Source organism: Longicatena caecimuris (genome assembly GCF_018406465.1).
GTDB classification, from domain to species: Bacteria; Bacillota_I; Bacilli_A; order Erysipelotrichales; family Erysipelotrichaceae; genus Longicatena; species Longicatena caecimuris.
In genome coordinates this window covers 281,370-303,180 of sequence record NZ_AP024510.1, presented here as the reverse complement: position 1 = coordinate 303,180, position 21,811 = coordinate 281,370, and the positions used below count along the sequence as shown (strand labels likewise).

Sequence of the window (21,811 nt, the reverse complement as noted above, 5' to 3'; positions counted from 1 at the left end):
TCATTCTTCCTTTCTGTATTGCTGTTTCTATTATAGCATACTTCATTTACATTTTATATCAAACTTTATCGAAATGTAAGCGATTACCACAGATTTCTGTGATGCATTATGTTTCTTTTTTATTACCTTATAAAAGAGTTGAAAAAAAAGATGACCTTTGTCATCTTTTTCATCATAATTTCATTAACCGATGATTTTCTGTGCGCGCAATACTTCTTCGATAGCAGCGATTGCAGAATCTTCATCATCACCATTACAAGTGATTGTGATTTCAGACTGTGTTGGGATTCCCAGTGACATAACACCCATGATGGATTTCATGTTTACTTCACGGCCTTTGAAAGACACGTTAACTTCACATTTGAATTTGCTTGCAGCGTTTACAGCAACAGTAGCTGGACGTGCATGCAAACCAACTGGGTCGATTACAGATACAGTAATTTGTTTCATTTTATATTCCTCCTAAATTAACTTATTTACATACTCTATTTTAAACCATTTTGATACCACTTACAATCTTTTTTTTAACGAAAACAAAGGAAATCGCCATTATTTTAAAAAGCCGATTCGTTTTTCAAGAAATTCGTCACAATTCCACACTTCAATTCCCTGCTTTTTACAGAGCTGTACAAAAACACCATCACCATCTTTTAATTTCCCTTGAAAAGTACCGTCATAAATACGCCCTTTTCCACAGCTTGGGCTTCTTGGCTGTAAGATTACCAAATCTACTTTTTCATCAAGCAACCGCTGTACTTCCTTTTCAGCGCCTCTTATAAAAGCGTCTGTCACATCTTCCTTATCTGTATTCAAGATACGTCCGTTAACGATCTCACAACATGCCCGCGGAACCGGTAAACCACCGGCTATTTCAGGGCATACTGTAAGATGAGGACGATCCTTTAAAAATGCTATAATTTTGGCATTTTCATTGTTACCGCCATTGTATTTACAATTCACGCCCATAAGACATGCACTCACCGCATAGTTCATTCATTTTGCCCCTTTCCCTTTCGATTTGATCACTCATGTAGCATCATTATACCATACTTTCAAAGAACGCAACAATTTCAACAAATCCTCTGAGTAAGTGCTTTGATCGGTTATCCTTTTATAAAAATCATATAGCTTATTATTTTATTTAATAAGCTATCTTTCTCATCAGCCGATATAGAGATTTCCTATATCTTTCACATAGACCAATATCAAATACGTCCCTAGATCCTTCATGTGTCAATCTGCTTGCTATTTGCTTCTATCTTTTATATTGCCTCTTTCTTTTCTTCCTTAACATATTTCACAAAATCTCCATGCGGAATTACCGCTTTTAAACGCTCCGCATTCTTTTCATAATCCAAGGAAAAGCAATAGACTTCCAATTCTAAAAGTGCGCCTTGTGTTGTACGTATTATCTTTCGTGCTTTGTAGTACTCCCCTAACGTATCTTTATGACAGCCCTCCAGCTCATCAATCGCTGATGCAACCTGTTCATCAATCTCATAAATTTCACCAAAGACATCCTGATCACCATCTAGCAATGCCGGATACGCCGCATCTTTTAATGCGTAGAGGCAGCCTTTTACATATCCATATCCAACAAAGTGGCTTTTCCCTTTCAGATAGCGTTCATAGTTATACATTCCCTTACGTAAAGAACCATATACAAATATCTGTTTCATTAACAAATCGTGCCTTCACTTTCTTTAACATCAATTGCTTGCTCAACCATTGCCGTTATCGCCGCTTGAATACCTTTTACAATGACATCCAATGCCATACTTGGCTGATTTGGTTTATCAACAACCTGACTTGGGAGATATGGAATATGAATAAACCCACTTTTTTGTCCTTTTCCACGTTTTTCTAATAAATAGCGAACGCCATAGGTAACATGATTGCACACAAAGGTCCCTGCTGAATTAGATATAGAGGCTGGTATACCTGCAGAGCGTATGCTTTTGACCATCGCCTTAATCGGCAGATTAACAAAATAAGCATCCGGACCATCCGCAAAGATTTTTTCATCGATAGGCTGCTGATGACCATTATCTGCAATGCGATAATCATCAATATTGATACCAATGCGCTCTACCGTGATATCACTTCTGCCTCCTGCCTGACCAATGGATAGCACCATGTCCGGTTCATGGTCTTCAATCGCCTGTTTGATGACGGCAAGAGATGTGTGGGCAATTGTTGGTATTTCTAATTTTATGATCTGTGCATTCGCAATTTCATCATCTAAACGTTTCACTGCCTCGATTGCCGGATTGATACTTTCCTTTCCAAACGGATCAAAACCTGTTACTAATATTTTCATAATCTTATGATACAGCTTTTATGTGCTGTATGTGCTCCTTTCCATACGCTTTATTCTGTGCCAATCAAAGCTTTTTAAACTTTTTTAAAAAGCTAAGGTCAGCATCAAGATGATATGAATGAGAATCAACAACAAAGCCATTGGTGCCTGTGCTTTGATGATGGTCCATTTATCCTTTGTTTCTAATACGGCGGTCGGTACAATGTTAAAATTTGCCGCCATCGGTGTTAATAATGTTCCACAATATCCACACGTCATACCTAAAGCTCCAACAACACTGGCATCACCGCCTTGAGCAATCACAAATGGAATACCTATCCCTACCGTTATAACTGAAAAAGCCGCAAAAGCATTTCCCATGATCATCGTAAAAATGACCATCGCAAGGCAATAGACAACCACACCAAAGAAGATACTGCCTTCTGGTAAGATACCAGCCATCATTGTTGATATGACATCGCCAACACCGGCTTTGGTAAATACCTGCCCCAATGCTCCTAACAACTGTGGCAACAAGGAGGCACTTCCCACCTGCATCAGCAATCTAGCCGTATCATGGCGTGTATCCTGAAAGTTTGGACGACAAATAAACATAGCGGTAAATAAAGCAAGGATGCATCCTGTTCCAACCATTACCGCACCGGGTAACGCTAATTCACCAAGTTTCACTCTTGACAATATCAACGCCACAACCGCTACCAACACCGCCGGTATAAATATCTTATTACCAATTTTTTCACTGTATTGTTGACGTGCTTTTTGATCTACTGGCGCAAATGTACCAACTTGTACTTGATGGGTCATGGTCAAACCGCCCATCACTAATAACAAGATGCCGCACACTTCATAGGGTAACACCTTACCAAACATAAAGATCACCCCAAGGATGCTCCAAAACAATGTCGTCCCCACTTTGGCATGTTCATTTTCCAAAGCCCGATAGGCTGCATTAAAACTGATAAATCCACAAAGGATAAAGATAAATTCCGCTGCATAATCTAAGAATGCCGCCATTTTATTCTTCCCTCCTTCGCAATTTCTTATCCTTTAGCCAAACCTGCACAAAGCTTAAGCACAGGACAATTATGGCCACCGGTATGGAAGCTGCTGCTACAGAACTGATCGTAACTTCTCCATAGCCGGCTTCTGCTAACGCTCCCTGTATCAATAAGACACCACTTGCGGCAGGAAACAGATTTTGCGCAAAAAAGTTCCCATAGTTTTCAATGGAGGCTGTCATTCCTTTTAATGTATCTCTTTGCTTTTCATTTAAGGGTTCCCCCTTAGCCTTCTCTGCTGCCGCCTCTGACATCGGCAAAATCAAAGGACGTACAAATTCTACATGTCCGCCGATTCGTATATTTGCGGCACTGGCAATACTGCGTATGATCATATACAAAGCCAATACCTTGGCGGCAGATGCATTTTTAATCTTCCCTATCAAATAAGCAGAGCGTTCCTTAAGTCCATATCGCTCGATAATCGCAATAACAGGAAAAATCACCAAAAAAATCGACATCAAGCGATTATTCACAAAGGATTCTCCCATAATGCGTAATATTTCCATAAAGCTTAATCCGGATACCAAGCCAGTTACAAAACCGGCAATCAACACGGTCGCTAAAACATCAAATTTCATGACAAAGCCAGCGACGATGATAACGATACCGATAAGTTTTATATAATCCATTCTTTTGACTCCTTTCTAGAACGGTTTAAATTTTATCAAGGAATCAATCTCTATGCAAACAGGATTACCTTAAAATCTTATCATTTTATCCTTTTTTATAAAATACGATCTGCTGATTTCCAGTTCGTTCCTTATCTAGCTGATAACCATCTTCTTGAAACTGATAAACTTCTGCCAAAGTTTCTACTTGTCGCTGTGCCAAAAAGTGAACCATGCGTCCTCTTGCCATCTTGGCCTGTGTTGCCTCAACTTTACGTTTTCCCTTTTTTTCTACTTGGAAAATAACATCAATCCATTGTTCTTTTGGAATATAGGGACGTATTGCTTTCTCATATTCTTTACTTGAAAGATTCAAAAGATACTTCTCTTTATGCGTATGAACTTCCTTTAGCAATACTTTAGCCAAAGTATCTTGCCAATATGCATATAGATCGTTATAATCTTGTACCTTTAATTTACATTGCATTTCTAAGCGATAAGGTTGAATACTGTCAAAGGGTCTGACAATGCCATAAAAAGCGCTGAGGATACGCAGATGTTCCTGAAGATAGGAAAGCTCGCTCATCGCTAAATCTTCCATTTGCATATATTTAAATTGTAAGCCATCATAAGCTTCTATTGCACAATAGCCATTCTCATGAAAAGACAATTGATCAAAGCGTTGTTTTGTCTGTATAGCCAATGCTTCTTTCACATGCATGAAATGCATAATATCTTCTACTGTTAACATCTTTATATTCGCTAAAAGCAACTCTGCTTTTTCCCACAGCTGTGGCATGGCAGATGGTTTGTAATGGGTCGTTGTTTTCATTGTTTTTGTCGGTGAAATGATATAAAGCATAAAATCCCTCACTTTCTGTATGTATTATAACAGATATCCTCCATTTTGACAGAATGCTGATGGCATAAAAAAAGGGGGTATCCAAAATCTTTAGGGGTCTGAAATTTCTTGTTTGTTTTTTCATTCCCCTAAAGTTGCCCCGTAATTTTCTGGTGAAACTTCCTAAAAGTTTGGTTGCATTAAAAAAGAACAGCAGATTTTCTCATGCTGTTCAATTAGCATTATTTTACAACAATCTTACAGGAAACTTTTTTGCCATTTACACTACGTGCATAAATATAGGCAGTTCCTTTTTTCTTAGCTGTAACCTTTCCTTTTGCACTGACGGTCACAACATTCTTATTAGATGTTGACCAGGTAACTGTTTGAATGGTTCCTTTCGGTGCCAGTGTCGCTTTTAAGGTGAAAGAAGATCCTTTTTTCAATGTTTTGTTCTTATAATTTAAAGTCACCTTTGAAGGAGCATTTACAACCTTTACAATACATTGTGCTTTTTTCCCATTCAATGATTTCGCTGTAATGGTTACACTTCCTGTGGCTTTTGCGCTGACTTTACCATATTTATCCACCGTTTCAATTTTTTTATTACTACTCGACCAAGTAACATTCTGAGATGCTTTTGAAGGTAAGACGCTGGCTTTTAAGGAAGATTTCTGTCCTTTATACATCGTCTTTTTCGTTGTACTTAATTGTACCTTGGCTGCAGCAGGACGTTTTAAAATTCCGTAAATTATTTTACGAAGCAAGGTGTGTTATTGTTTATGGAAAATGGACGTGATTTTCAAATACCTTCCTTTTTATATGAACCAACCACATTAGCAGAACGCCTTTATGTCCTGCGTAAGATCTTAAAACAAAATCAAGAAGATAATAGAGCTGACTTCCTATTAAAAGAAGAATACTTTTCTTTTGAAAGCATCCTTTCTATCAGCTGTTATTCTCCAACGAATATTATTTTCTATTACGGAGAAGATATGGATAAAAGTACCTTCTTCTTTAAGGAGAATAGTTTAAATCATTGTATTTATGACTTTTTAGCGAATTTATGGGACACAGAAATGGTTTATTCTGTGGAAGAAACGAATGCTTTTTATGAAGAAGTCATACAGCACTATGAAACGCTTCTTGAAAGCTCAAACACCGATCATAAAACAAGGCGATAAGAATGTATGACTTCCTACCGCCTTGTTTATTTTTTATGATGCTTGTTTTGGCAAAGGTTGCTTTGACTTTTCTCCTTCATCACTTTGTCTTTTCAAACTGCTTCGCCGATGCATTTCTTCACGCAATAAAGCATAGATGATGGAGAAAATCGGCAAGCCCAATAACATACCGGCAAAACCAAAGAAACCTCCGCCTACCGTGATTGCAAATAACACCCATAAGCCAGATAAGCCTACTGTATTCCCCACAACACGTGGATAGATGAGATTAGACTCAAATTGCTGTAGACAAATACCGAACAAAATAAAGAAGATTCCTTGCAGCGGATCAACAAAAGCAACAAGCAAGGCACTTAAACCTACACCGAAGATTGCTCCAAAGATAGGGATAATATTTGTACAGCCAATGATTACGCTAAGAATCGGCGCATATGGGAATTGTAAAATCAGACATCCGATATAACAAAGGATACCGATGATGATTGCTTCTACTAATTGCCCGGTAACAAAATTAGCAAAGGTTACATTGGTTAAATGTGCAACCTTTAGTAAATACTCGTTTACCCGCTTTGATGTAAAGGCATATAAGAATTCTTTTGCTTGGGTTATTAAGCGGTTTTTGGAAATTGTCAGATAGACCGCAATCACCAAAGCCATAAAGATATTCGCAATGCTGCTCGCAAAGCCACTTGCCATATCAATAAGATGAGGTAACCCATTCTTTACGATATTAACCGCCATTTTTTGAATATCCATCGCATAGGTTTCAATTTGTTTTAAAACTTCCTCCGGTATCTGTTTATTCTCAATCGCCGTTTGAATATTCTTTTGCACTTCTTCTAAATACCCCGGCAATGCATTTGCCAGTGTGGTAACACTGTGAATTACTTGCGGCATGACAATCCAAAAGATAAAGGTGATCACACCTATAATAATGATCAATGATAACAAGGCTGCCACTGCACGTTTACCTTTACCCAAGGATGCAGGCAGTTTCTTCATAAAGTACTTCATTGGCAGATTAAAGACAAATGCCATCATAATACCATAAATAAATGGCTTTAATAAATTTATGATCATCTGTAAAGTACCCATGACCTGATCAATATGTAAAATGACCCAAACCAAGGCAATGGTATAGGTGATGATGAATATAATGTGTTTCATCGTCAAACGATTTAACTTCTTATCCTTATCTTTTAACATTGCCCCATCTCCTTCTTCTTTGCAAGTGATTATGAATTACGTAATTCAATCAAAATATCACGTAATTCCGCAGCTCGCTCGAAATCGAGCACTTTTGCCGCTTCTTTCATTTCCTTTTCCAAATTTACTAAGAGTTTTTCTTTATCCTTCTTTGTTACTTTGGCTTTTTTGCTCATATATTTCGCCGTCATTTCCTGTGTTTCTTTACTGCGAACAACCTCATGAATCGGCTTGATGATTGTTTTTGGTGTGATTCCATGTTCCTTATTATAAGCAATCTGGATTTCACGTCTTCTGGCTGTTTCATCCAAAGCTTTCTGCATACTGCCGGTAATCGTATCGGCATACATGATAACTTCACCATGCGCATTACGGGCAGCACGTCCAATGATCTGAATCAAAGAGCGTTCGCTACGCAAGAAGCCTTCCTTATCCGCATCTAATATCGCTATTAAGGAAACTTCCGGAATATCCAGACCTTCTCTTAGCAAGTTGATACCAATCAATACATCATATTTCCCACGACGCAAATCACGGATGATTTCCGTTCGCTCAATTGTTTTTACTTCATGATGCAGCCAGGCAACCTTAAAGTCCATCCCTTTCAAGTAGCTGGATAAATCTTCTGCCATTCGCACGGTTAATGTGGTTATCAAGGTACGCTCATTACGAGCGATCCGTGTTTTTATCTCATCCACCAGATCGTCAATTTGTCCTTGTGTTGGACGAACTTCAACCTTAGGATCTAACAATCCTGTAGGACGTATGATTTGTTCAATGACTTCACCATGCGTCTTCTCCATTTCATAATCTCCCGGTGTTGCGGAAACAAAGACTGCCTGATGGTACATTTTTTCAAATTCTTCAAAACGCAGCGGTCGATTATCCAATGCACTTGGCAAACGGAATCCATAATTCACCAAAGTTTCTTTTCTTGCCCGATCGCCATTATACATCCCACGAATCTGTGGCAAAGATACATGACTTTCATCTACGACCAATAAAAAATCATCCGGGAAGTAATCAAATAAGGTATAAGGACGTTCCCCTGGTTTTCGTCCATCGATATGACGAGAATAGTTTTCTATACCGGGGCATACGCCAAATTCACGCAATGCCTCCATATCATAACGAGTACGTTGTTCCAAGCGCTGTTTCTCTAGCAGCTTTCCTTCATTATCAAGTTCTTTTAAGCGTTCTTCTAATTCCGCACCGATCGTATCTGCGGCACGATTGATAATTTCTTGCTTTGTCGCATAGCCACTTGCCGGATACACAACATATACCGTATAAGCGTTTTGTACCTTACCAGTCAAAGGATCTACTTCACAAATACGTTCAATTTCATCATCAAACATCTCAATACGCAAGATATAAGAATCGGTATGTCCAAGTGCCACCTCAATCACATCACCACGTACACGGAAGGTACCACGTATTAAATCCATATCATTGCGCTGATACTGACGTGCTACTAATTTCCCCATTAATTCCTTACGATCTATGATATCCCCTACGCGAATACTGAAAAACATATCCCGATATTGCTCTGGGTTACTGGCACCATAGATACAGGCTACAGACGCAATAATAATCGTATCTCTTCGTTCCAGTATCGAATTGACGGCTGCCATTCGGAGCATATCTAATTCCATATTGGTTGTGGCATTCTTATCAATATAGGTATCAGAACTTGGTATATAGGCTTCAGGCTGATAATAATCAAAGTTAGATACGAAATATTCCACACGATTATTAGGAAAGAATTCTTTAAATTCTGAATATAGCTGTCCAGCCAACGTCTTATTATGCGCAAACACTAGCGTAGGTTTATTGACCTGTGCAATGACATTCGATATCGTAAAGGTCTTACCCGTTCCGGTTGCCCCTAACAAAACCTGCTGTTTCTTTCCTTCCTTTATGCCTTCTACAAGCTCTTTGATTGCCTTAGGTTGATCTCCTTGAGGCTGATATTCTGATACTAAATCAAATAGCTTTTCCTCATTTTTCATTTGCTATTTCCATCGCTTTCTTTAATTGTAAATCATATTTATATGGATCACTCCGCCATTTTCTAAGGCAGTCTGATACCAGTGATCTACAGACTTCTTCGCGAATCTTTCCATCCGCTTTCAATTCATGATCTTTTTGATACTGTGTTAATGCTTTTGCAGAGGTATAAGAGAAATAGGCATCCGTACGATCAACTGCGTATCCTAAAAACTTTAAGTAGATCTGTACAGGAGATGCCGCTTCATTTACGGTATCAAAAGCAAATTCTTCTTTATCTAATTGCGGCATGCCCGTTACATATGCCGCTTCCTGTGCTACTTTGATATCCGGAGTAATTCCAACTTTATTAAGCTTATTACCTTTTGGTGTTATCCATTCACCGGTTGTGTATTTTAGCATACTGCCATCCTTAAATGGTAATGGAATCTGTACCGTACCCTTACCATATGTTTTTTCACCGATAACGATTGCTTGCGCCTGTTCTTTTAAAGCCGCTGTTAAAGCCTCTGATGCACTTGCCGTTCCACCATTGACCAGTATCAATAATTTATCAAAGGTATAATGCTCATAACCATTCAATGTCTTATATTCCGTGATATTTCCATCATGATCATCTTCCTTAAAAATAACCTGATCATCCTGCATTAAATAGCTGGCAATCTGTAGTGCCGCTTTTAAATAGCCTCCACTGTTATCACGTAAATCAATAATCAAATGCTTAACTTTTGCTTTATTGATATCCTCTAAATGGCGACCAAATTCATCACCACTTGTTTCCGCAAAAGTCGTTAGTTCAATTTTTGCTGTATCTCCCTTGATTTCACTGAACACAGTTCCATTTACTTTTTTACGGGTAATCGTTTTTTCTATATGTTTTCCACTGCGAATGATTTCCAGCTTCACTTTTGTGCCACTTTCCCCTTTAACTTTTTTAGCCACTTCTTCTGTTGAAGTGTTTTTTAATACTTTGCCATCTACTGCATAAATCTGGTCACCTGCATGAAGTCCTGCTTTTTCTGCCGGTGAATCCTTAATAATATCAGAGATGATAAACGTATTATCATCTAAGGCATACATTGTAACACCAATGCCGACAACACTGCCTTCCATAGAGCTTGTAAAGCTTTCACTTTGCTCATTATTCAGATACATCGTATGCTGATCACCGCCGGCATCGACCATACCCTTGATAGCTCCATTGATCAGTTGCTCATTGAAGTCTTCTTTATCTTTCCCAAAATAAAATTTATTTTTCATGATGGTATATACTTCACTCAATTTAGCAAAAGTTTTATCATTGGTGACATCTGAACGGCTTAAAAATCGGTTAAGACCATATCCAGAAAAGAAGAAAATAACACATAGAGCAATTATGCCAATGCGTCTTTTCCTTTGTTTCTTCTCTGCTTCTATCTCATCCGGCCATTTATGGCGCACTAATTTATAACGAACTACTTTTTTTTCAGACATCATCATCACCTCATCAGCATAACTGAAAATTATTACGTGTATTATCATACCATATTTCAGCGTTCATGATAAGTCATTCCCTTCGTAATCATCTGAATGATCAAAAAGGTAATGACAAACGTAGTAAATATGAATAAATATCCACCGATTTATGATTTATACCCAGAATTCTTATCACTATTTGAAGGATTTTTTTCATACAAAAAGAGCCCTCTGTTTTAGAAGGCTCAACATATGCACATCTTTTTTATAAACTCTTATTGACCGCAACTTCTTTAATGATTTCCACACAACCATCAATACCAAAGGTACTGGAGTTTAATGAAATATCATAATTTTCTGCACGACCCCATTTACGATCGGTATAATACTCATAATAATTCGCACGACGCTTATCAATTTTATGAATAGAATTTTCAATATCGCGTTCATCTACTTCATAAGAATGAATAGCGCGTTCTTTTTTCTCTTTCATATTACCATGAATAAATACATTTAATACCGTATCATAATCTTTTAAAACATAATCTGCACAGCGTCCGACAATAACACATGCGCCTTCCTTTGCCACCTGCTCAATAACCTGTGATTGTACCAGAAACAGACGATCATTCAAGGAAAGTTCAGTAATTGTTGATAACGGTCCTCCTAAGGAATAACCAAGAGCACCTAATAAACGGAAACCTTTGCTTGTACGAGAATCTTCTTCCTCAAACAATTCCTTATCTAATCCGCTTTCCTTTGCAGCAATTTCGATAAGTTCTTTGTCATAGAAAGGTACATTCAGCTGTTCAGCCAGCTTTTTGCCGATTTCTCTACCGCCGCTTCCAAATTCTCTACTGATTGTAATAATGGTCTTTTTCATAAAATCGACCTCCTCACCTTGTAATTTCATTATACTATCATCTGCTTACAACATCAATGTTTCCGTTTTCATTTTTGTAAATAGCATTGCATCAAGTTTTTTATCACTGCCTTTCTTAAGGTATTCCCGGATAGTATCTATCCTATACAAAAAGAAGCAAACGGCTAGTTACAAAGGTTGTTATTTGTTCATATTATAGCGATTAATTCAGATAGAAAAAACATTTATATTGATATTTTCCTTGTATTTGTTCAATTTATGTATTATCATAACGATATTGAACATATAATTATCTTATATGATTCATCAAAAGGAGATGCTAAAAATGAAGCCTACTGTCTTATTAACACCGGGTCCTTTAACAACCAGCGCTGCTGTAAAGCAAGCAATGTTACAAGATCTTGGCACTAGAGATGATGAATATCGTATGATAATCCAATCTTTGCGTGAACAACTATGCAAATTGGGACAAGTGCATCCAGCGCAATACGCTTTGATTTTCATGCAAGGTTCTGGAACCTTTGGAGTAGAAAGTGTCTTAACAAGCACGATTCGTCAAGATGAGCATGTTCTGATTTTAGCGAATGGAGCTTATGGAAACCGCATGGCACAAATATGTGAAACTGCTCATATCCCATTTACATTAAAAAATTATCCTATGGATAAAGCTTTACCACTCGATGAAGTAAAAGAGCAGATAGCCGATCCTCGCTATACCCATGTTGCCTATGTGCATTGTGAAACAACGGCAGGTGTGATGAATGATCTTTACCGTATTCAAGAATGTATCCGCAGCTATCACAAAATCAGCATTGTCGATGCCATGAGCAGTTTTGGTTCTGCACCGATTGCTATTGCAGATGCAGGGATTGATTATCTGATAACCAGTGCGAATAAATGTCTGCATGGTGTACCGGGAGTAGCTATCATCTTTGCCAGAAAAGCACATTTGGATACATGTCAGCATTGTGCTGTTAGCCTGTCCTTGGATTTGTACGAACAATATCGCTCTATGGAAGAAACCCAAGGCGCATTTCGCTTTACCTCACCAACGCATGTCATGTTAGCTTTGCAAGAAGCCTTAACAACACTGATAACAAACGGAGGCATTCCAGCACGTCATGAACGCTATATGCATGTCCAAAAAGAATTGCATGACAGTATGACGAAGTATGGTTTCCATACCTTAGTAGAGCCTGACGTGCAATCTTGTGTCATAACGACATATTTGTGTCCGAAAGGTTTTGATTTTACGCATTTCTACAACTTTTTTAAAGCCCATGGTTTCTTGTTATATGCTGGGAAATTACCTGGTATAGATGCATTTAGGATTGGTAATATAGGGGAAATCAGCGATGCAGATATTCTTCACTTTAAAAAAGTCTTACGCATGTATATGGAGGAAAACAGATGAAAGCAGAAACTTTGATAAATGCTTTAGAAGCAATTGCTATCCACGATTATATTGGTGTTCCAGATTCCACATTAAAAAGCTTTTGTGATTATTTATACTTGCACAAGAGCCCTGCACAGCATCATGTGCCTGTAAATGAAGGTGCAGCACTGGCTATGGCAGCCGGCATCTATTTGGCAAGCGGTCAGATATCTTGTGTTTATATGCAAAACAGTGGCTTAGGTAATGCTGTAAATCCTATCACCAGTCTGCTGCATGAAAAGGTATATGCGATTCCAATGTTATTCATCATCGGCTATCGCGGTCAGCCAGGATATACAGATGAACCACAACATAAATTTCAGGGAGCGATCACCTTACCTATGCTAGAGCTGTTAGAAATTCCCTATGCCGTGTTGAAAAAAGACGATGATGCCTTCTCCCTTTCACAGATACTAAAAAAAGCACAGACATGTTTTCAAGCGAAGAAGCAATTTGCCATCGTTGTGGAAAAAGGTGCTCTTGAAAGCGAAGAAACCTTACACTTTCAAAATGGCTTCCATATACGAAGAGAAGAAGCCATTCAACACGTTATTTCTTCACTGCAATCAGAAGATGTCATCATCAGTACGACCGGCAAGATTTCCCGAGAGGTTTATGAACAGAGCAATGCTATATTAGGTCATCATAAACAAGCGTTCTTAACCGTAGGCTCTATGGGACATGCCTCTATGATTGCACAAGGTATAGCCTTAAAGTGTCCGCATAAGCGTGTCTTTTGTTTTGATGGCGATGGAGCTGCGCTGATGCACATGGGCTCTATGAACTATATTGCCCAACAGCCTTGTAAGAACCTTATCCATATCGTTTTTAATAATCTTGCTCATGAATCCGTTGGTGGCATGCCGACACAATGTGCTAAGACGCCCCTTTATGAAATCGCAAAGGCCATGGGCTATAAACATGTTCTCTATATTACTGATTTACAAGAATTGGATAGCACTTTACAAAGAAACTATCAAGGACCGGTATTTATCGAAATCGGTGTTGCAGTAGGTTCTCGTGCTGACTTAGGAAGACCGAAAGAAACTGCTGTAGAAAATAAAGAACAATTTATGAGCGTTTTGAAAGGAGAATACTAACATGAAAAGTGTTTATGCATGTTTTAGTACCGATGTCATTCACGAAGGACATCTTCATATTATTCAAGAAGCACAGGCCTATGGAGAACTCACGATAGGGGTATTAACAGATGAGGCGTTGATAAAGTTTGATCGTTTCCCGACAATTACCTTTGATGAGCGGTTTCAAATGATGCAAAAGTTGGATGGCGTTGCACATGTTGTTGCGCAATCCACGGTTTCATATACCGAAAACTTACAAAAGTTAAAACCAGATTATGTCATTCATGGTGATAATTGGAAGACGAACGAACAAAAAATCATACGTGATAACGTGCTTAAGGTTCTATCAACATGGGGAGGACAACTCATTGAGGTTCCTTATACACGCACGGAAAAGGTACAGCATATCGATAAAGTGATGCATGATAAGTTAGCTATGCCTGAATTTCGAAGGAAACGATTGCGTCAGCTTTTACAGCTGCGTCCAATCGTAAAAGCACTGGAAGTCCACAGTGGCATTACAGCTTTAATTGCCGAAAAAACAATTGTGCAAAACAAAGAAGAACTTGATCAGTTTGATGCCATGTGGATCAGCAGTCTGTGTGATTCTACCGCAAAAGGAAAACCTGATATCGAACTGGTGGATATGTCCAGCCGCATACGTACCATTGATGATGTGATGGATGTATCTACCAAACCCATCATATTAGATGGCGATACTGGTGGTTTGATTGAACATTTTGTATACAACGTACGAACCTTGGAACGTCTTGGCGTTTCGGCAATTATTATTGAAGATAAAACAGGATTAAAGAAAAACTCTTTATTTGGTAATGATGTAGAACAGACACAGGACAGCATTGCCCATTTTTGTGAAAAGATCAAAGCCGGGAAACAGGCACAGCTAAGCGAGGACTTTATGATCATCGCTCGTATCGAAAGTTTGATTCTTGAAAAAGGCATAGCGGATGCATTACAACGTGCTTATGCGTATGTCGCGGCTGGGGCAGATGGCATTATGATTCATTCAAGGCAAAAAACACCGGATGAAATTTTTGCCTTTTGTGATGCCTTTCGCCAAAAAGATAAGAACACCCCGATTGTGGTAGTGCCTACTTCCTATCATAGTGTATTGGAAGAACAGCTGGCAGCGCATGGTATCAACATCGTTATCTATGCCAATCAGTTAACGCGCAGTGCTTTCCCAGCCATGCAAGAAACAGCAGCCAGCATCTTAAAACATCATCGCGCGAAGGAAGCAGATGCACAACTCATGTCGATTAAAGACATCATCACGCTAATTGATGAAATGTAGCCTCTCTGATTCATATATGAATTACCGGTAGTTGACAATGGTCTGAATCCCTGTCTGCTACTGGTTTTTCTTTTCCTATTGGCATTTCCTATACCCCATTACAAGGAATATGCTAAAATGAACATAGAAGATGAGGTGATTTTATGCGTATTCTTTTAGCCGAAGATGAAAAAGAACTAAATCGTATCGTATGTGAACGATTACGGGAAGAACAATACAGTGTTGATGCTTGCCTAAATGGTGAAGAAGCCTTAGCATTTTTACAAGTCATGGAATATGATGTTGTCATACTGGATATCATGATGCCTATCGTAGATGGTTTAGAGGTTTTACAAACCTTGCGAGCTAATGGCAAGCAAGTGCCGGTTTTGATGTTGACAGCAAAAGACAGCATTCAGGATAGAGTTAAAGGATTGGATGCCGGAGCAGATGATTACCTTGTAAAGCCATTTGCCTTTGATGAACTTTTGGCACGAATCCGTGTTTTATTACGCAAACCATCCAATCAGCACACCGGTTTTTATCAGGTAGATGATTTAGTCTTATATCCAAATACTCATAAAGTGTTACGTGCTGATAAGGAAATTCATCTCTCCGCAAAGGAATTCTCATTATTACGTTATATGATGCAAAATACCGGTATTGTCTTAAGCCGAGAAAAACTGGAACAGCATATCTGGAATTATGATTACAGCGGAGAATCGAATGTCATTGATGTTTATATCCGTTATCTGCGTAAGAAAATCGATGAAGGGCATGCGCATAAGCTGCTGCATACGATTCGCGGTGTTGGCTATGTTTTGAAGGTGGACGTATGAAACGATTATCTATTAAAGCCAAACTGACAGTATTGTACAGCTCATTGATGATGCTTTTGATCATCTTTATCATAGGACTATTCTTCACATACAGCTCCCAAGAGATTCTTTCCCATACCAAAGCAACTTTAGAAGAACATGTATCATCCAGTTTTGATAACATCGACTATAAGCATGACAGCTATCATTTTGATAATGATATATTAGAATTAGAGGATGGTGTCTATCTTTCTGTATATGATGCAAAAACGCAGGAATTGGTGTATGGGCGAGTTCCTTATGGCTTTGCGTATGATCTTCCTTTTGCGGATGGACAGGTGCGCAAGATTAAAAGCAATCAGACTAAGTTTTATGTGTTAGATATGCAGTATCAGGTAAAAAAGAGTGCCCCTTCTTTGTTGGTGCGCGGTATCATATCCATCAGTGATGCACAGGAAAACGTTTATGCTACCCTGCGTTTGAGCTTACTGTTACTGCCATTGTTTGTACTCGTCAGCTCAATTGCCGGTTATTTTCTTGCGAAAAAAGCATTGTCACCGGTTGCGACCATTACCCAAAGAGTCCAGACCATTTTAAAAGGACAAAATCTGACGAAACGCGTGGCTTTAGGAAAAGGAAAAGATGAAATCTATGAGATGGCTGAAACCTTTGATAAACTGTTAGCGCAGATGGAAGACAGTTTACAACGAGAACAGCAATTTACCAGTGATGTTTCACATGAATTAAGAACACCATTAACAACTATCCTAATGCAATGTGAACAGCTGTTACATGAGAAACAGAAGGATGAAGCATCCGCCAAAGAGTTAAAAGTCATCCAACAAAAAGCCATTGCCATGCGTAATATCATCTCCCAGTTGTTATTGTTGTCGAGAGCCGATATGGGTAATGCCCAGCTGACGATGGAACCACTGAACTTTAGTGAATTAAGTGCTTATGCCATTGAAGAAATACAGCTACAGGCAGAAAAGAAACAGATACAGGTAACAAGTGACATACAGAACAACATCATGGTCTATGGTGATCAGACATTGTTAATTCGTTTCTGGATGAACGTGTTACATAATGCAATTCAATATGGTAAGGAGCAAGGACATCTTTTCCTACAGGTAAAACTTATGGAAGATCATGTGCAGATTGTTGTGGATGATGATGGAATCGGCATAACAGAAGAACAGCTACCTTATATATGGAATCGGTTCTATCGCTGTGACAGTGCCAGAAACAACAGCACTAGCAGTGGTTTAGGATTATCTATGGTAAAATGGATTATTGAAGCGCATGGTGGTTTATGTGATGTGAAGAGCTGCTATGGAAAAGGTACAACCTTCACTTTCACTTTACCCGTTTTAAAAAAAGATGAAAAGCTTTAATCTTCCTTTAATCTTTCCATGGTACTGTGTATGTGTAAAGAAGGAGTCGCATAGGAGGAAACGATTATGAAAAAACAATTATATCTGACAACTCTTCTCAGTGCCGTTATCTTAGCTGGCTGTGGCAGTTCCGTAACTCCATCCTCAGCCGCAAGTGACATTGGGGAAGCAAAGGCAAAAGCGATTGCGCTGGAACATGCAAAGGTAAAAGAGGCAGAGCTTACCAAAATTCATGTGGAAAAAGAAACAAAGAAGGGCAAAGCGGTATATGATATTGAATTTGAAACAAAAACAAAGGAATATGATTATACGGTAACGCAAGAAAAAGGAGAAATCCTATCTTCATCCATTTCCAACAACATGAAAGATGACGATAAGAAAAAGACGACGGAAGATGATAAAACAGCAGACAAGAATACACAAAACAATGTTCAAACAAAGGCAACCGAGTCTACTGATAACCATGCATCCTCACAGCCAAATACATCGGATTCCACAAAAGAAATCAGTGCGGAAAAAGCGAAAGCGATTGCTTTAGCGCATGCCAAGGTCACTGAAAACAACACGCAATTGTTGAAAGTAAAAAAAGAACGTGAAGATGGCATTAAGGTGTATTCCGTTGAATTCTACGTTGGTAATACCGAATATGACTATGACATTGCCCGCAGTAACGGAAAGATTATCCAGTATGATATTGATGTGGAAGAACAGAAACACCACACACCATCTACTTCTATTATCTCATTAGCAAAAGCTCGCTCTATCGCATTGCAGAAAGTGCCTGGCGCAACCAGTAAAAACATTCACTTATCCTTAGATGATGAAGATGACAAACAGGTATATGAAGGAGAAATAAAGTATAAACAAATGGAATATGATTTTGAAATTGATGCGAAAACCGGAACTTTCTTAAAATGGACCAGTGAAAGAGATGATGATTAAACTCATATAACATAAAAAAGCTGCCTAAGACGGTTCAATAAAACAGTATGATTAAAATTATTTTCAGGAAACGGCGTAACTTACAGGTTATGCCGTTTTTTCGTTTTGCACTCGTTAGTAAAGAGGTGGGAAGTCTTCCCACAGTTATTCCTGCTTATGCTCATCATTATCAAAAAGCATTTAGAATCTGTTGTCAGATAGTTCTCAATTTTAAATACGGTGGTAATTGTAAAATGCCAAAATAGATAAAGAAAATTTGCACCAAAATTTTTATTCATCTACACTATATATAAGTTTACAAAAGAGCGCATCAAAAGCGAGGAATAATAAGTAATGAGAAGCTATGATTATATAGAAGGAGGCACACAAAATGGAATGGTTGAGAAAGCTAAGCGCAGCCATAGATTATATAGAAAACCATTTAGACGGTGATATATCCTATGACGAAGCTGCAAAAATCGCCTGTTGTTCAACCTTTTACTTTCAACGGGTTTTCTCTTATGTGGCAGGTGTTTCACTGTCTGAATATATCCGGCGCAGAAAAATGACACAGGCAGCGTTTGATTTACAACGGACAGGTGCGAAAGTAATTGATATTGCCTTAAAATATGGATATGCTTCTCCGACTTCATTTAACAGGGCATTTCAGAGCGTCCATAATATCACACCCGCAGCTGCGCGCAGCATAGGAAATACATTCAATGCTTATCCAGCAATTCGCTTTTCCGTTCAAGTTTCAGGAGAAACCGCTATGTCCTATCATATTACACAAAAACAAGCCATGCGTATGGTAGGTGTTCGTATTGCGTTAAGTGAGGACATGGAGGAAAATCAAAGAATAATTCCAAAATTTTGGAAGTCTGTTTTAAAGAGCAGTTTATTTTCCGAAATATGTGATTTATCACATCAATCTCCCGAAGGAATATTAGGCGTTAGTGTTTATGAAAATCCCAAAAAGATATTTTATTATATTGCAGCAGCCACGAAAGAACCTGTCCCATCCGGTATGTTTGCATTTGAAATTCCGGCTGCTGTATGGGCTGTCTTTGAGAACAAAGGAGATTTTAAAGAAAATGTGCAGGACATTTTTCGAAGATTTTATACAGAATGGCTACCGTTTTCAGGATATGCATATGCTGGACTTCCAGACATAGAAGTATATCCTATCACCAAAGAAACACCGCTAAGAGGTCATTCTGAAGTATGGATTGCTATAAAGAAAGATTAGGAGGATAAAATATGTATCATTTACGATTGAAAGGCGACCATTATCAAATGGGCGTTAAGAGAGGAAAAATTTTTCAAAAAAGCAATATCACATTTCCTCTGCATCTTGATGATTTTCAACTTGAGCATGGAAGAAAAAGCGAACAGATATTGAAAGAGTATTTTCCCGAAGTATGTGAAGAAATAAAGGGCGTCAGTGATACCATCGGGGTAAGTTATCTACCCTTTGTATCATGGATGTTATGCATGGGCTGCTGTATGTATAATCTGGAAGATAATATCCCCGTAGAAATCAGGGGGTGTACAGCCTTTGCCTATTCCAAAAACAACAACATAATCTATGGAAGAAATAATGATTTACCGCCATATTTGAAAAAAGGGAGTAAAAGTGAAATCTATTCCCCGTTAAATGGGAATAGATTTAATATAACAACTTCTTCTTTCATTAACGGAGAAGAAGGGGTGAATGAACATGGATTGGCCGTAGCAATGACTTTTGTAATGACTAGTCTGGAAAACATACAAGCGGGTTTTAATTCCTGTTTTGTCGTAAGGTACTTGCTTGAAAAAGCGAATAGCACAGAAAGTGCACTGTTTCTGCTGATGAAACTGCCAATAGCATCTAACTGTAATATTCTTATCGCAGACAAGAGTGGAGAAATGCTTGTTGTCGAATGTACACCATATGAAAAAAGAATCCGTGAAGCGGTAAGCATCGATGATGCTAAAATTGTGTGTACTGTTAATAGCTTTACATCTGATGAAATGAAGCAACACGACGCAGCTAAGGGAAACGATTATCAATCTGCAAAACGCTATCGTACGGTTATGGAAAATTTCAGCACCCACATAAAAGGAAATCTGATAGAAGCGACTCAACAGCTTTTAAGAGGCAATTTCGGGTTCATGTGTCAATATGATGAACCAGATTTTGAAACCGTCTGGAGTTCCATCTTTGATTTGAAAAAGCTGATGATATATCGGGCAGAGGGTGACCCACGAAAAAAGAAATTTATCGTAGACAGCAGATTGCATAACATTGTGCAAAAAAAATAGGGATTTAGATATGTATCATTGGATCCTGTGTCCTATCTGTAATCACGCAATAAGGCCAGAAAGGACAAAATTCGGTTTTTCTCTTTTGGAAGAGGTTTTATTATGTTAATTACCATCATGCAAACGTTATGGAATTCATAAAAAAGGCTGAATCCATATAACGAGAATTTTATCCATGCTTATAAACTGTCCATATATTATACATACTTATATAAATCACATTATTCAAACGCCTATGTAGTTTTATGCCGCATGGGCGTTTGTTGTAATCGTTTTTATTGGAAACAGACAAAAAAAGACGGGCAAAAAGCAATCGCTTCTTCCTCGTCTTTCTTGCCACCCTGTACAACAGCTACTCGCTTTCTGTTTGTTGGTTGATATTGTTTTACGAGTAGCTACCTATTAAAACAATATCTTTTATGTTAGAGCTTTGACGTATCTGTAAAGCCCTTTATTTGGATGCTATTCACCTTGTGAACATTTCGCCGCATCAATTGCCAATACAATCATCAGGCAGAGTAATGCATCCTTTTCATGTACGATATCCATTGTATATGTATCGGAAAGTTGAAACAGCTCTTTATGAACATCCATAATATGTCCACTCTGGCTGACAACAGCATAATCCCATTCCATGACGTTTCCATCTACTTCCCAATCATTACAGGTTAAATGAAATTTAGGCCGTAAAAAGGTTAATTCTTTTTGGATAGTACCAACTTCTTCGCCGTCGATATACATAGTAAATTTAGGCAGAAAGCTAAATGCTTTTTCTTTGATTTCGCCTAGCATATTACCATCTCTATCATAAATTTGTAGGCGATGTCCAAGTGACATAACCCCCTTCACATGATAGCGTGGCTGTTGTTCTTCATCATAAATATCATAGCTATCGAACCAGCTGAAGATCCGTTGTTTAAATAATAGTTTCATTTTTTACCTCTTTATACATTATCTTTTTTTATGCTAAGCACCTTTTATCTTGTAGATAAATA

22 protein-coding genes are annotated in these 21,811 nt (G+C 38.3%); 9 read left to right on the top strand and 13 right to left on the bottom strand.

Going from position 1 to position 21,811, the window contains the following annotated elements; all coding sequences use genetic code 11:
- Positions 1–183 precede the first annotated feature (183 nt).
- From KJS44_RS01425 to KJS44_RS01390, 8 genes are all read right to left on the bottom strand, one after another.
- Positions 184–450, bottom strand: coding sequence for a phosphocarrier protein HPr (locus KJS44_RS01425; RefSeq protein WP_008691274.1), 267 nt, complete (start codon positions 448–450; stop codon positions 184–186).
- 99 nt (positions 451–549) lie between these two features.
- Positions 550–993, bottom strand: a complete 444-nt coding sequence (locus KJS44_RS01420; protein ID WP_008691273.1) for a 2-thiouracil desulfurase family protein — start codon at positions 991–993, stop codon at positions 550–552.
- A gap of 269 nt (positions 994–1,262) precedes the next feature.
- The gene (locus KJS44_RS01415; protein WP_008691272.1) at positions 1,263–1,679 is read right to left on the bottom strand and encodes a gamma-glutamylcyclotransferase family protein; all 417 of its coding nucleotides are present in this window, start codon (positions 1,677–1,679) and stop codon (positions 1,263–1,265) included.
- Entirely contained in the window at positions 1,679–2,320 is a 642-nt protein-coding gene (gene pcp / locus KJS44_RS01410) for a pyroglutamyl-peptidase I (protein WP_008691271.1), read from the bottom strand. Before pcp ends, KJS44_RS01415 begins: the two co-directional genes overlap by 1 nt.
- 84 nt (positions 2,321–2,404) lie before the next feature.
- On the bottom strand, positions 2,405–3,334 hold the full coding sequence (locus tag KJS44_RS01405) for a DUF979 domain-containing protein (protein WP_008691270.1): 930 nt from the start codon (positions 3,332–3,334) through the stop codon (positions 2,405–2,407).
- A gap of 1 nt (position 3,335) precedes the next feature.
- Complete coding sequence (locus tag KJS44_RS01400) at positions 3,336–4,010, bottom strand: DUF969 domain-containing protein (RefSeq protein WP_008691269.1); 675 nt, start codon at positions 4,008–4,010, stop codon at positions 3,336–3,338.
- An 85-nt stretch (positions 4,011–4,095) separates the two neighbouring features.
- On the bottom strand, positions 4,096–4,851 hold the full coding sequence (gene yaaA / locus KJS44_RS01395) for a peroxide stress protein YaaA (protein ID WP_008691268.1): 756 nt from the start codon (positions 4,849–4,851) through the stop codon (positions 4,096–4,098).
- A gap of 221 nt (positions 4,852–5,072) precedes the next feature.
- Positions 5,073–5,519 carry an Ig-like domain-containing protein gene (locus tag KJS44_RS01390; protein WP_017144541.1) on the bottom strand — a complete coding sequence of 149 codons (447 nt, stop codon included), beginning with the start codon at positions 5,517–5,519 and terminating at the stop codon, positions 5,073–5,075.
- A 93-nt stretch (positions 5,520–5,612) separates the two neighbouring features.
- On the opposite strand from KJS44_RS01390, the gene KJS44_RS01385 reads away from it, so the two are divergent.
- Positions 5,613–6,014, top strand: a complete 402-nt coding sequence (locus KJS44_RS01385) for a hypothetical protein (protein WP_008691264.1) — start codon at positions 5,613–5,615, stop codon at positions 6,012–6,014.
- 33 nt (positions 6,015–6,047) lie between these two features.
- Here the strand turns inward: KJS44_RS01385 and KJS44_RS01380 are convergent, their stop codons facing one another.
- The 4 genes from KJS44_RS01380 to KJS44_RS01365 form a co-directional block, all read right to left on the bottom strand.
- Entirely contained in the window at positions 6,048–7,220 is a 1,173-nt protein-coding gene (locus KJS44_RS01380) for an AI-2E family transporter (RefSeq protein ID WP_008691261.1), read from the bottom strand.
- A gap of 29 nt (positions 7,221–7,249) precedes the next feature.
- Positions 7,250–9,232 (bottom strand): excinuclease ABC subunit UvrB, encoded by a 1,983-nt coding sequence (gene uvrB / locus KJS44_RS01375; RefSeq protein WP_008691259.1) that lies wholly within the window; start codon positions 9,230–9,232, stop codon positions 7,250–7,252.
- Positions 9,222–10,703, bottom strand: a complete 1,482-nt coding sequence (locus tag KJS44_RS01370) for a S41 family peptidase (RefSeq protein ID WP_017144540.1) — start codon at positions 10,701–10,703, stop codon at positions 9,222–9,224. Before KJS44_RS01370 ends, uvrB begins: the two co-directional genes overlap by 11 nt.
- A gap of 247 nt (positions 10,704–10,950) precedes the next feature.
- A complete protein-coding gene (locus KJS44_RS01365) occupies positions 10,951–11,568 on the bottom strand; it encodes a cytidylate kinase-like family protein (protein ID WP_008691257.1) in 618 nt (205 codons plus the stop codon).
- A gap of 325 nt (positions 11,569–11,893) precedes the next feature.
- On the opposite strand from KJS44_RS01365, the gene KJS44_RS01360 reads away from it, so the two are divergent.
- The 8 genes from KJS44_RS01360 (at position 11,894) to KJS44_RS01325 (ending at position 20,816) form a co-directional block, all read left to right on the top strand.
- Positions 11,894–12,982 (top strand): 2-aminoethylphosphonate--pyruvate transaminase, encoded by a 1,089-nt coding sequence (locus tag KJS44_RS01360; RefSeq protein ID WP_008691256.1) that lies wholly within the window; start codon positions 11,894–11,896, stop codon positions 12,980–12,982.
- Complete coding sequence (aepY, locus tag KJS44_RS01355) at positions 12,979–14,103, top strand: phosphonopyruvate decarboxylase (RefSeq protein WP_008691255.1); 1,125 nt, start codon at positions 12,979–12,981, stop codon at positions 14,101–14,103. Before KJS44_RS01360 ends, aepY begins: the two co-directional genes overlap by 4 nt.
- 1 nt (position 14,104) lies before the next feature.
- Positions 14,105–15,400, top strand: a complete 1,296-nt coding sequence (gene aepX / locus KJS44_RS01350) for a phosphoenolpyruvate mutase (RefSeq protein WP_008691253.1) — start codon at positions 14,105–14,107, stop codon at positions 15,398–15,400.
- A 143-nt stretch (positions 15,401–15,543) separates the two neighbouring features.
- A complete protein-coding gene (locus tag KJS44_RS01345; RefSeq protein WP_008691251.1) occupies positions 15,544–16,218 on the top strand; it encodes a response regulator transcription factor in 675 nt (224 codons plus the stop codon).
- The gene (locus tag KJS44_RS01340; RefSeq protein ID WP_008691250.1) at positions 16,215–17,591 is read left to right on the top strand and encodes a sensor histidine kinase; all 1,377 of its coding nucleotides are present in this window, start codon (positions 16,215–16,217) and stop codon (positions 17,589–17,591) included. Before KJS44_RS01345 ends, KJS44_RS01340 begins: the two co-directional genes overlap by 4 nt.
- Positions 17,592–17,657: 66 nt before the next feature.
- Positions 17,658–18,533, top strand: coding sequence for a PepSY domain-containing protein (locus KJS44_RS01335; RefSeq protein ID WP_008691249.1), 876 nt, complete (start codon positions 17,658–17,660; stop codon positions 18,531–18,533).
- 370 nt (positions 18,534–18,903) lie between these two features.
- The gene (locus tag KJS44_RS01330; RefSeq protein WP_008691248.1) at positions 18,904–19,761 is read left to right on the top strand and encodes an AraC family transcriptional regulator; all 858 of its coding nucleotides are present in this window, start codon (positions 18,904–18,906) and stop codon (positions 19,759–19,761) included.
- An 11-nt stretch (positions 19,762–19,772) separates the two neighbouring features.
- Positions 19,773–20,816, top strand: a complete 1,044-nt coding sequence (locus KJS44_RS01325) for an acyl-CoA--6-aminopenicillanic acid acyl-transferase (RefSeq protein WP_008691247.1) — start codon at positions 19,773–19,775, stop codon at positions 20,814–20,816.
- Positions 20,817–21,278: 462 nt separating this feature from the next.
- On the opposite strand, the gene KJS44_RS01320 is transcribed toward KJS44_RS01325, so the two are convergent.
- Positions 21,279–21,749 (bottom strand): LURP-one-related/scramblase family protein, encoded by a 471-nt coding sequence (locus KJS44_RS01320; RefSeq protein ID WP_008691246.1) that lies wholly within the window; start codon positions 21,747–21,749, stop codon positions 21,279–21,281.
- Positions 21,750–21,811 lie beyond the last annotated feature (62 nt).

Bases quoted from the DNA above. Each gene is read 5' to 3' on its own strand.
- KJS44_RS01425 (WP_008691274.1), bottom strand. From the start codon at position 450: ATGAAACAAATTACTGTATCTGTAATCGACCCAGTTGGTTTGCATGCA.
- KJS44_RS01420 (WP_008691273.1), bottom strand. From the start codon at position 993: ATGAACTATGCGGTGAGTGCATGTCTTATGGGCGTGAATTGTAAATAC.
- KJS44_RS01415 (WP_008691272.1), bottom strand. From the start codon at position 1,679: ATGAAACAGATATTTGTATATGGTTCTTTACGTAAGGGAATGTATAAC.
- pcp (WP_008691271.1), bottom strand. From the start codon at position 2,320: ATGAAAATATTAGTAACAGGTTTTGATCCGTTTGGAAAGGAAAGTATC.
- KJS44_RS01405 (WP_008691270.1), bottom strand. From the start codon at position 3,334: ATGGCGGCATTCTTAGATTATGCAGCGGAATTTATCTTTATCCTTTGT.
- KJS44_RS01400 (WP_008691269.1), bottom strand. From the start codon at position 4,010: ATGGATTATATAAAACTTATCGGTATCGTTATCATCGTCGCTGGCTTT.
- yaaA (WP_008691268.1), bottom strand. From the start codon at position 4,851: ATGCTTTATATCATTTCACCGACAAAAACAATGAAAACAACGACCCAT.
- KJS44_RS01390 (WP_017144541.1), bottom strand. From the start codon at position 5,519: ATGTATAAAGGACAGAAATCTTCCTTAAAAGCCAGCGTCTTACCTTCA.
- KJS44_RS01385 (WP_008691264.1), top strand. From the start codon at position 5,613: ATGGAAAATGGACGTGATTTTCAAATACCTTCCTTTTTATATGAACCA.
- KJS44_RS01380 (WP_008691261.1), bottom strand. From the start codon at position 7,220: ATGTTAAAAGATAAGGATAAGAAGTTAAATCGTTTGACGATGAAACAC.
- uvrB (WP_008691259.1), bottom strand. From the start codon at position 9,232: ATGAAAAATGAGGAAAAGCTATTTGATTTAGTATCAGAATATCAGCCT.
- KJS44_RS01370 (WP_017144540.1), bottom strand. From the start codon at position 10,703: ATGTCTGAAAAAAAAGTAGTTCGTTATAAATTAGTGCGCCATAAATGG.
- KJS44_RS01365 (WP_008691257.1), bottom strand. From the start codon at position 11,568: ATGAAAAAGACCATTATTACAATCAGTAGAGAATTTGGAAGCGGCGGT.
- KJS44_RS01360 (WP_008691256.1), top strand. From the start codon at position 11,894: ATGAAGCCTACTGTCTTATTAACACCGGGTCCTTTAACAACCAGCGCT.
- aepY (WP_008691255.1), top strand. From the start codon at position 12,979: ATGAAAGCAGAAACTTTGATAAATGCTTTAGAAGCAATTGCTATCCAC.
- aepX (WP_008691253.1), top strand. From the start codon at position 14,105: ATGAAAAGTGTTTATGCATGTTTTAGTACCGATGTCATTCACGAAGGA.
- KJS44_RS01345 (WP_008691251.1), top strand. From the start codon at position 15,544: ATGCGTATTCTTTTAGCCGAAGATGAAAAAGAACTAAATCGTATCGTA.
- KJS44_RS01340 (WP_008691250.1), top strand. From the start codon at position 16,215: ATGAAACGATTATCTATTAAAGCCAAACTGACAGTATTGTACAGCTCA.
- KJS44_RS01335 (WP_008691249.1), top strand. From the start codon at position 17,658: ATGAAAAAACAATTATATCTGACAACTCTTCTCAGTGCCGTTATCTTA.
- KJS44_RS01330 (WP_008691248.1), top strand. From the start codon at position 18,904: ATGGAATGGTTGAGAAAGCTAAGCGCAGCCATAGATTATATAGAAAAC.
- KJS44_RS01325 (WP_008691247.1), top strand. From the start codon at position 19,773: ATGTATCATTTACGATTGAAAGGCGACCATTATCAAATGGGCGTTAAG.
- KJS44_RS01320 (WP_008691246.1), bottom strand. From the start codon at position 21,749: ATGAAACTATTATTTAAACAACGGATCTTCAGCTGGTTCGATAGCTAT.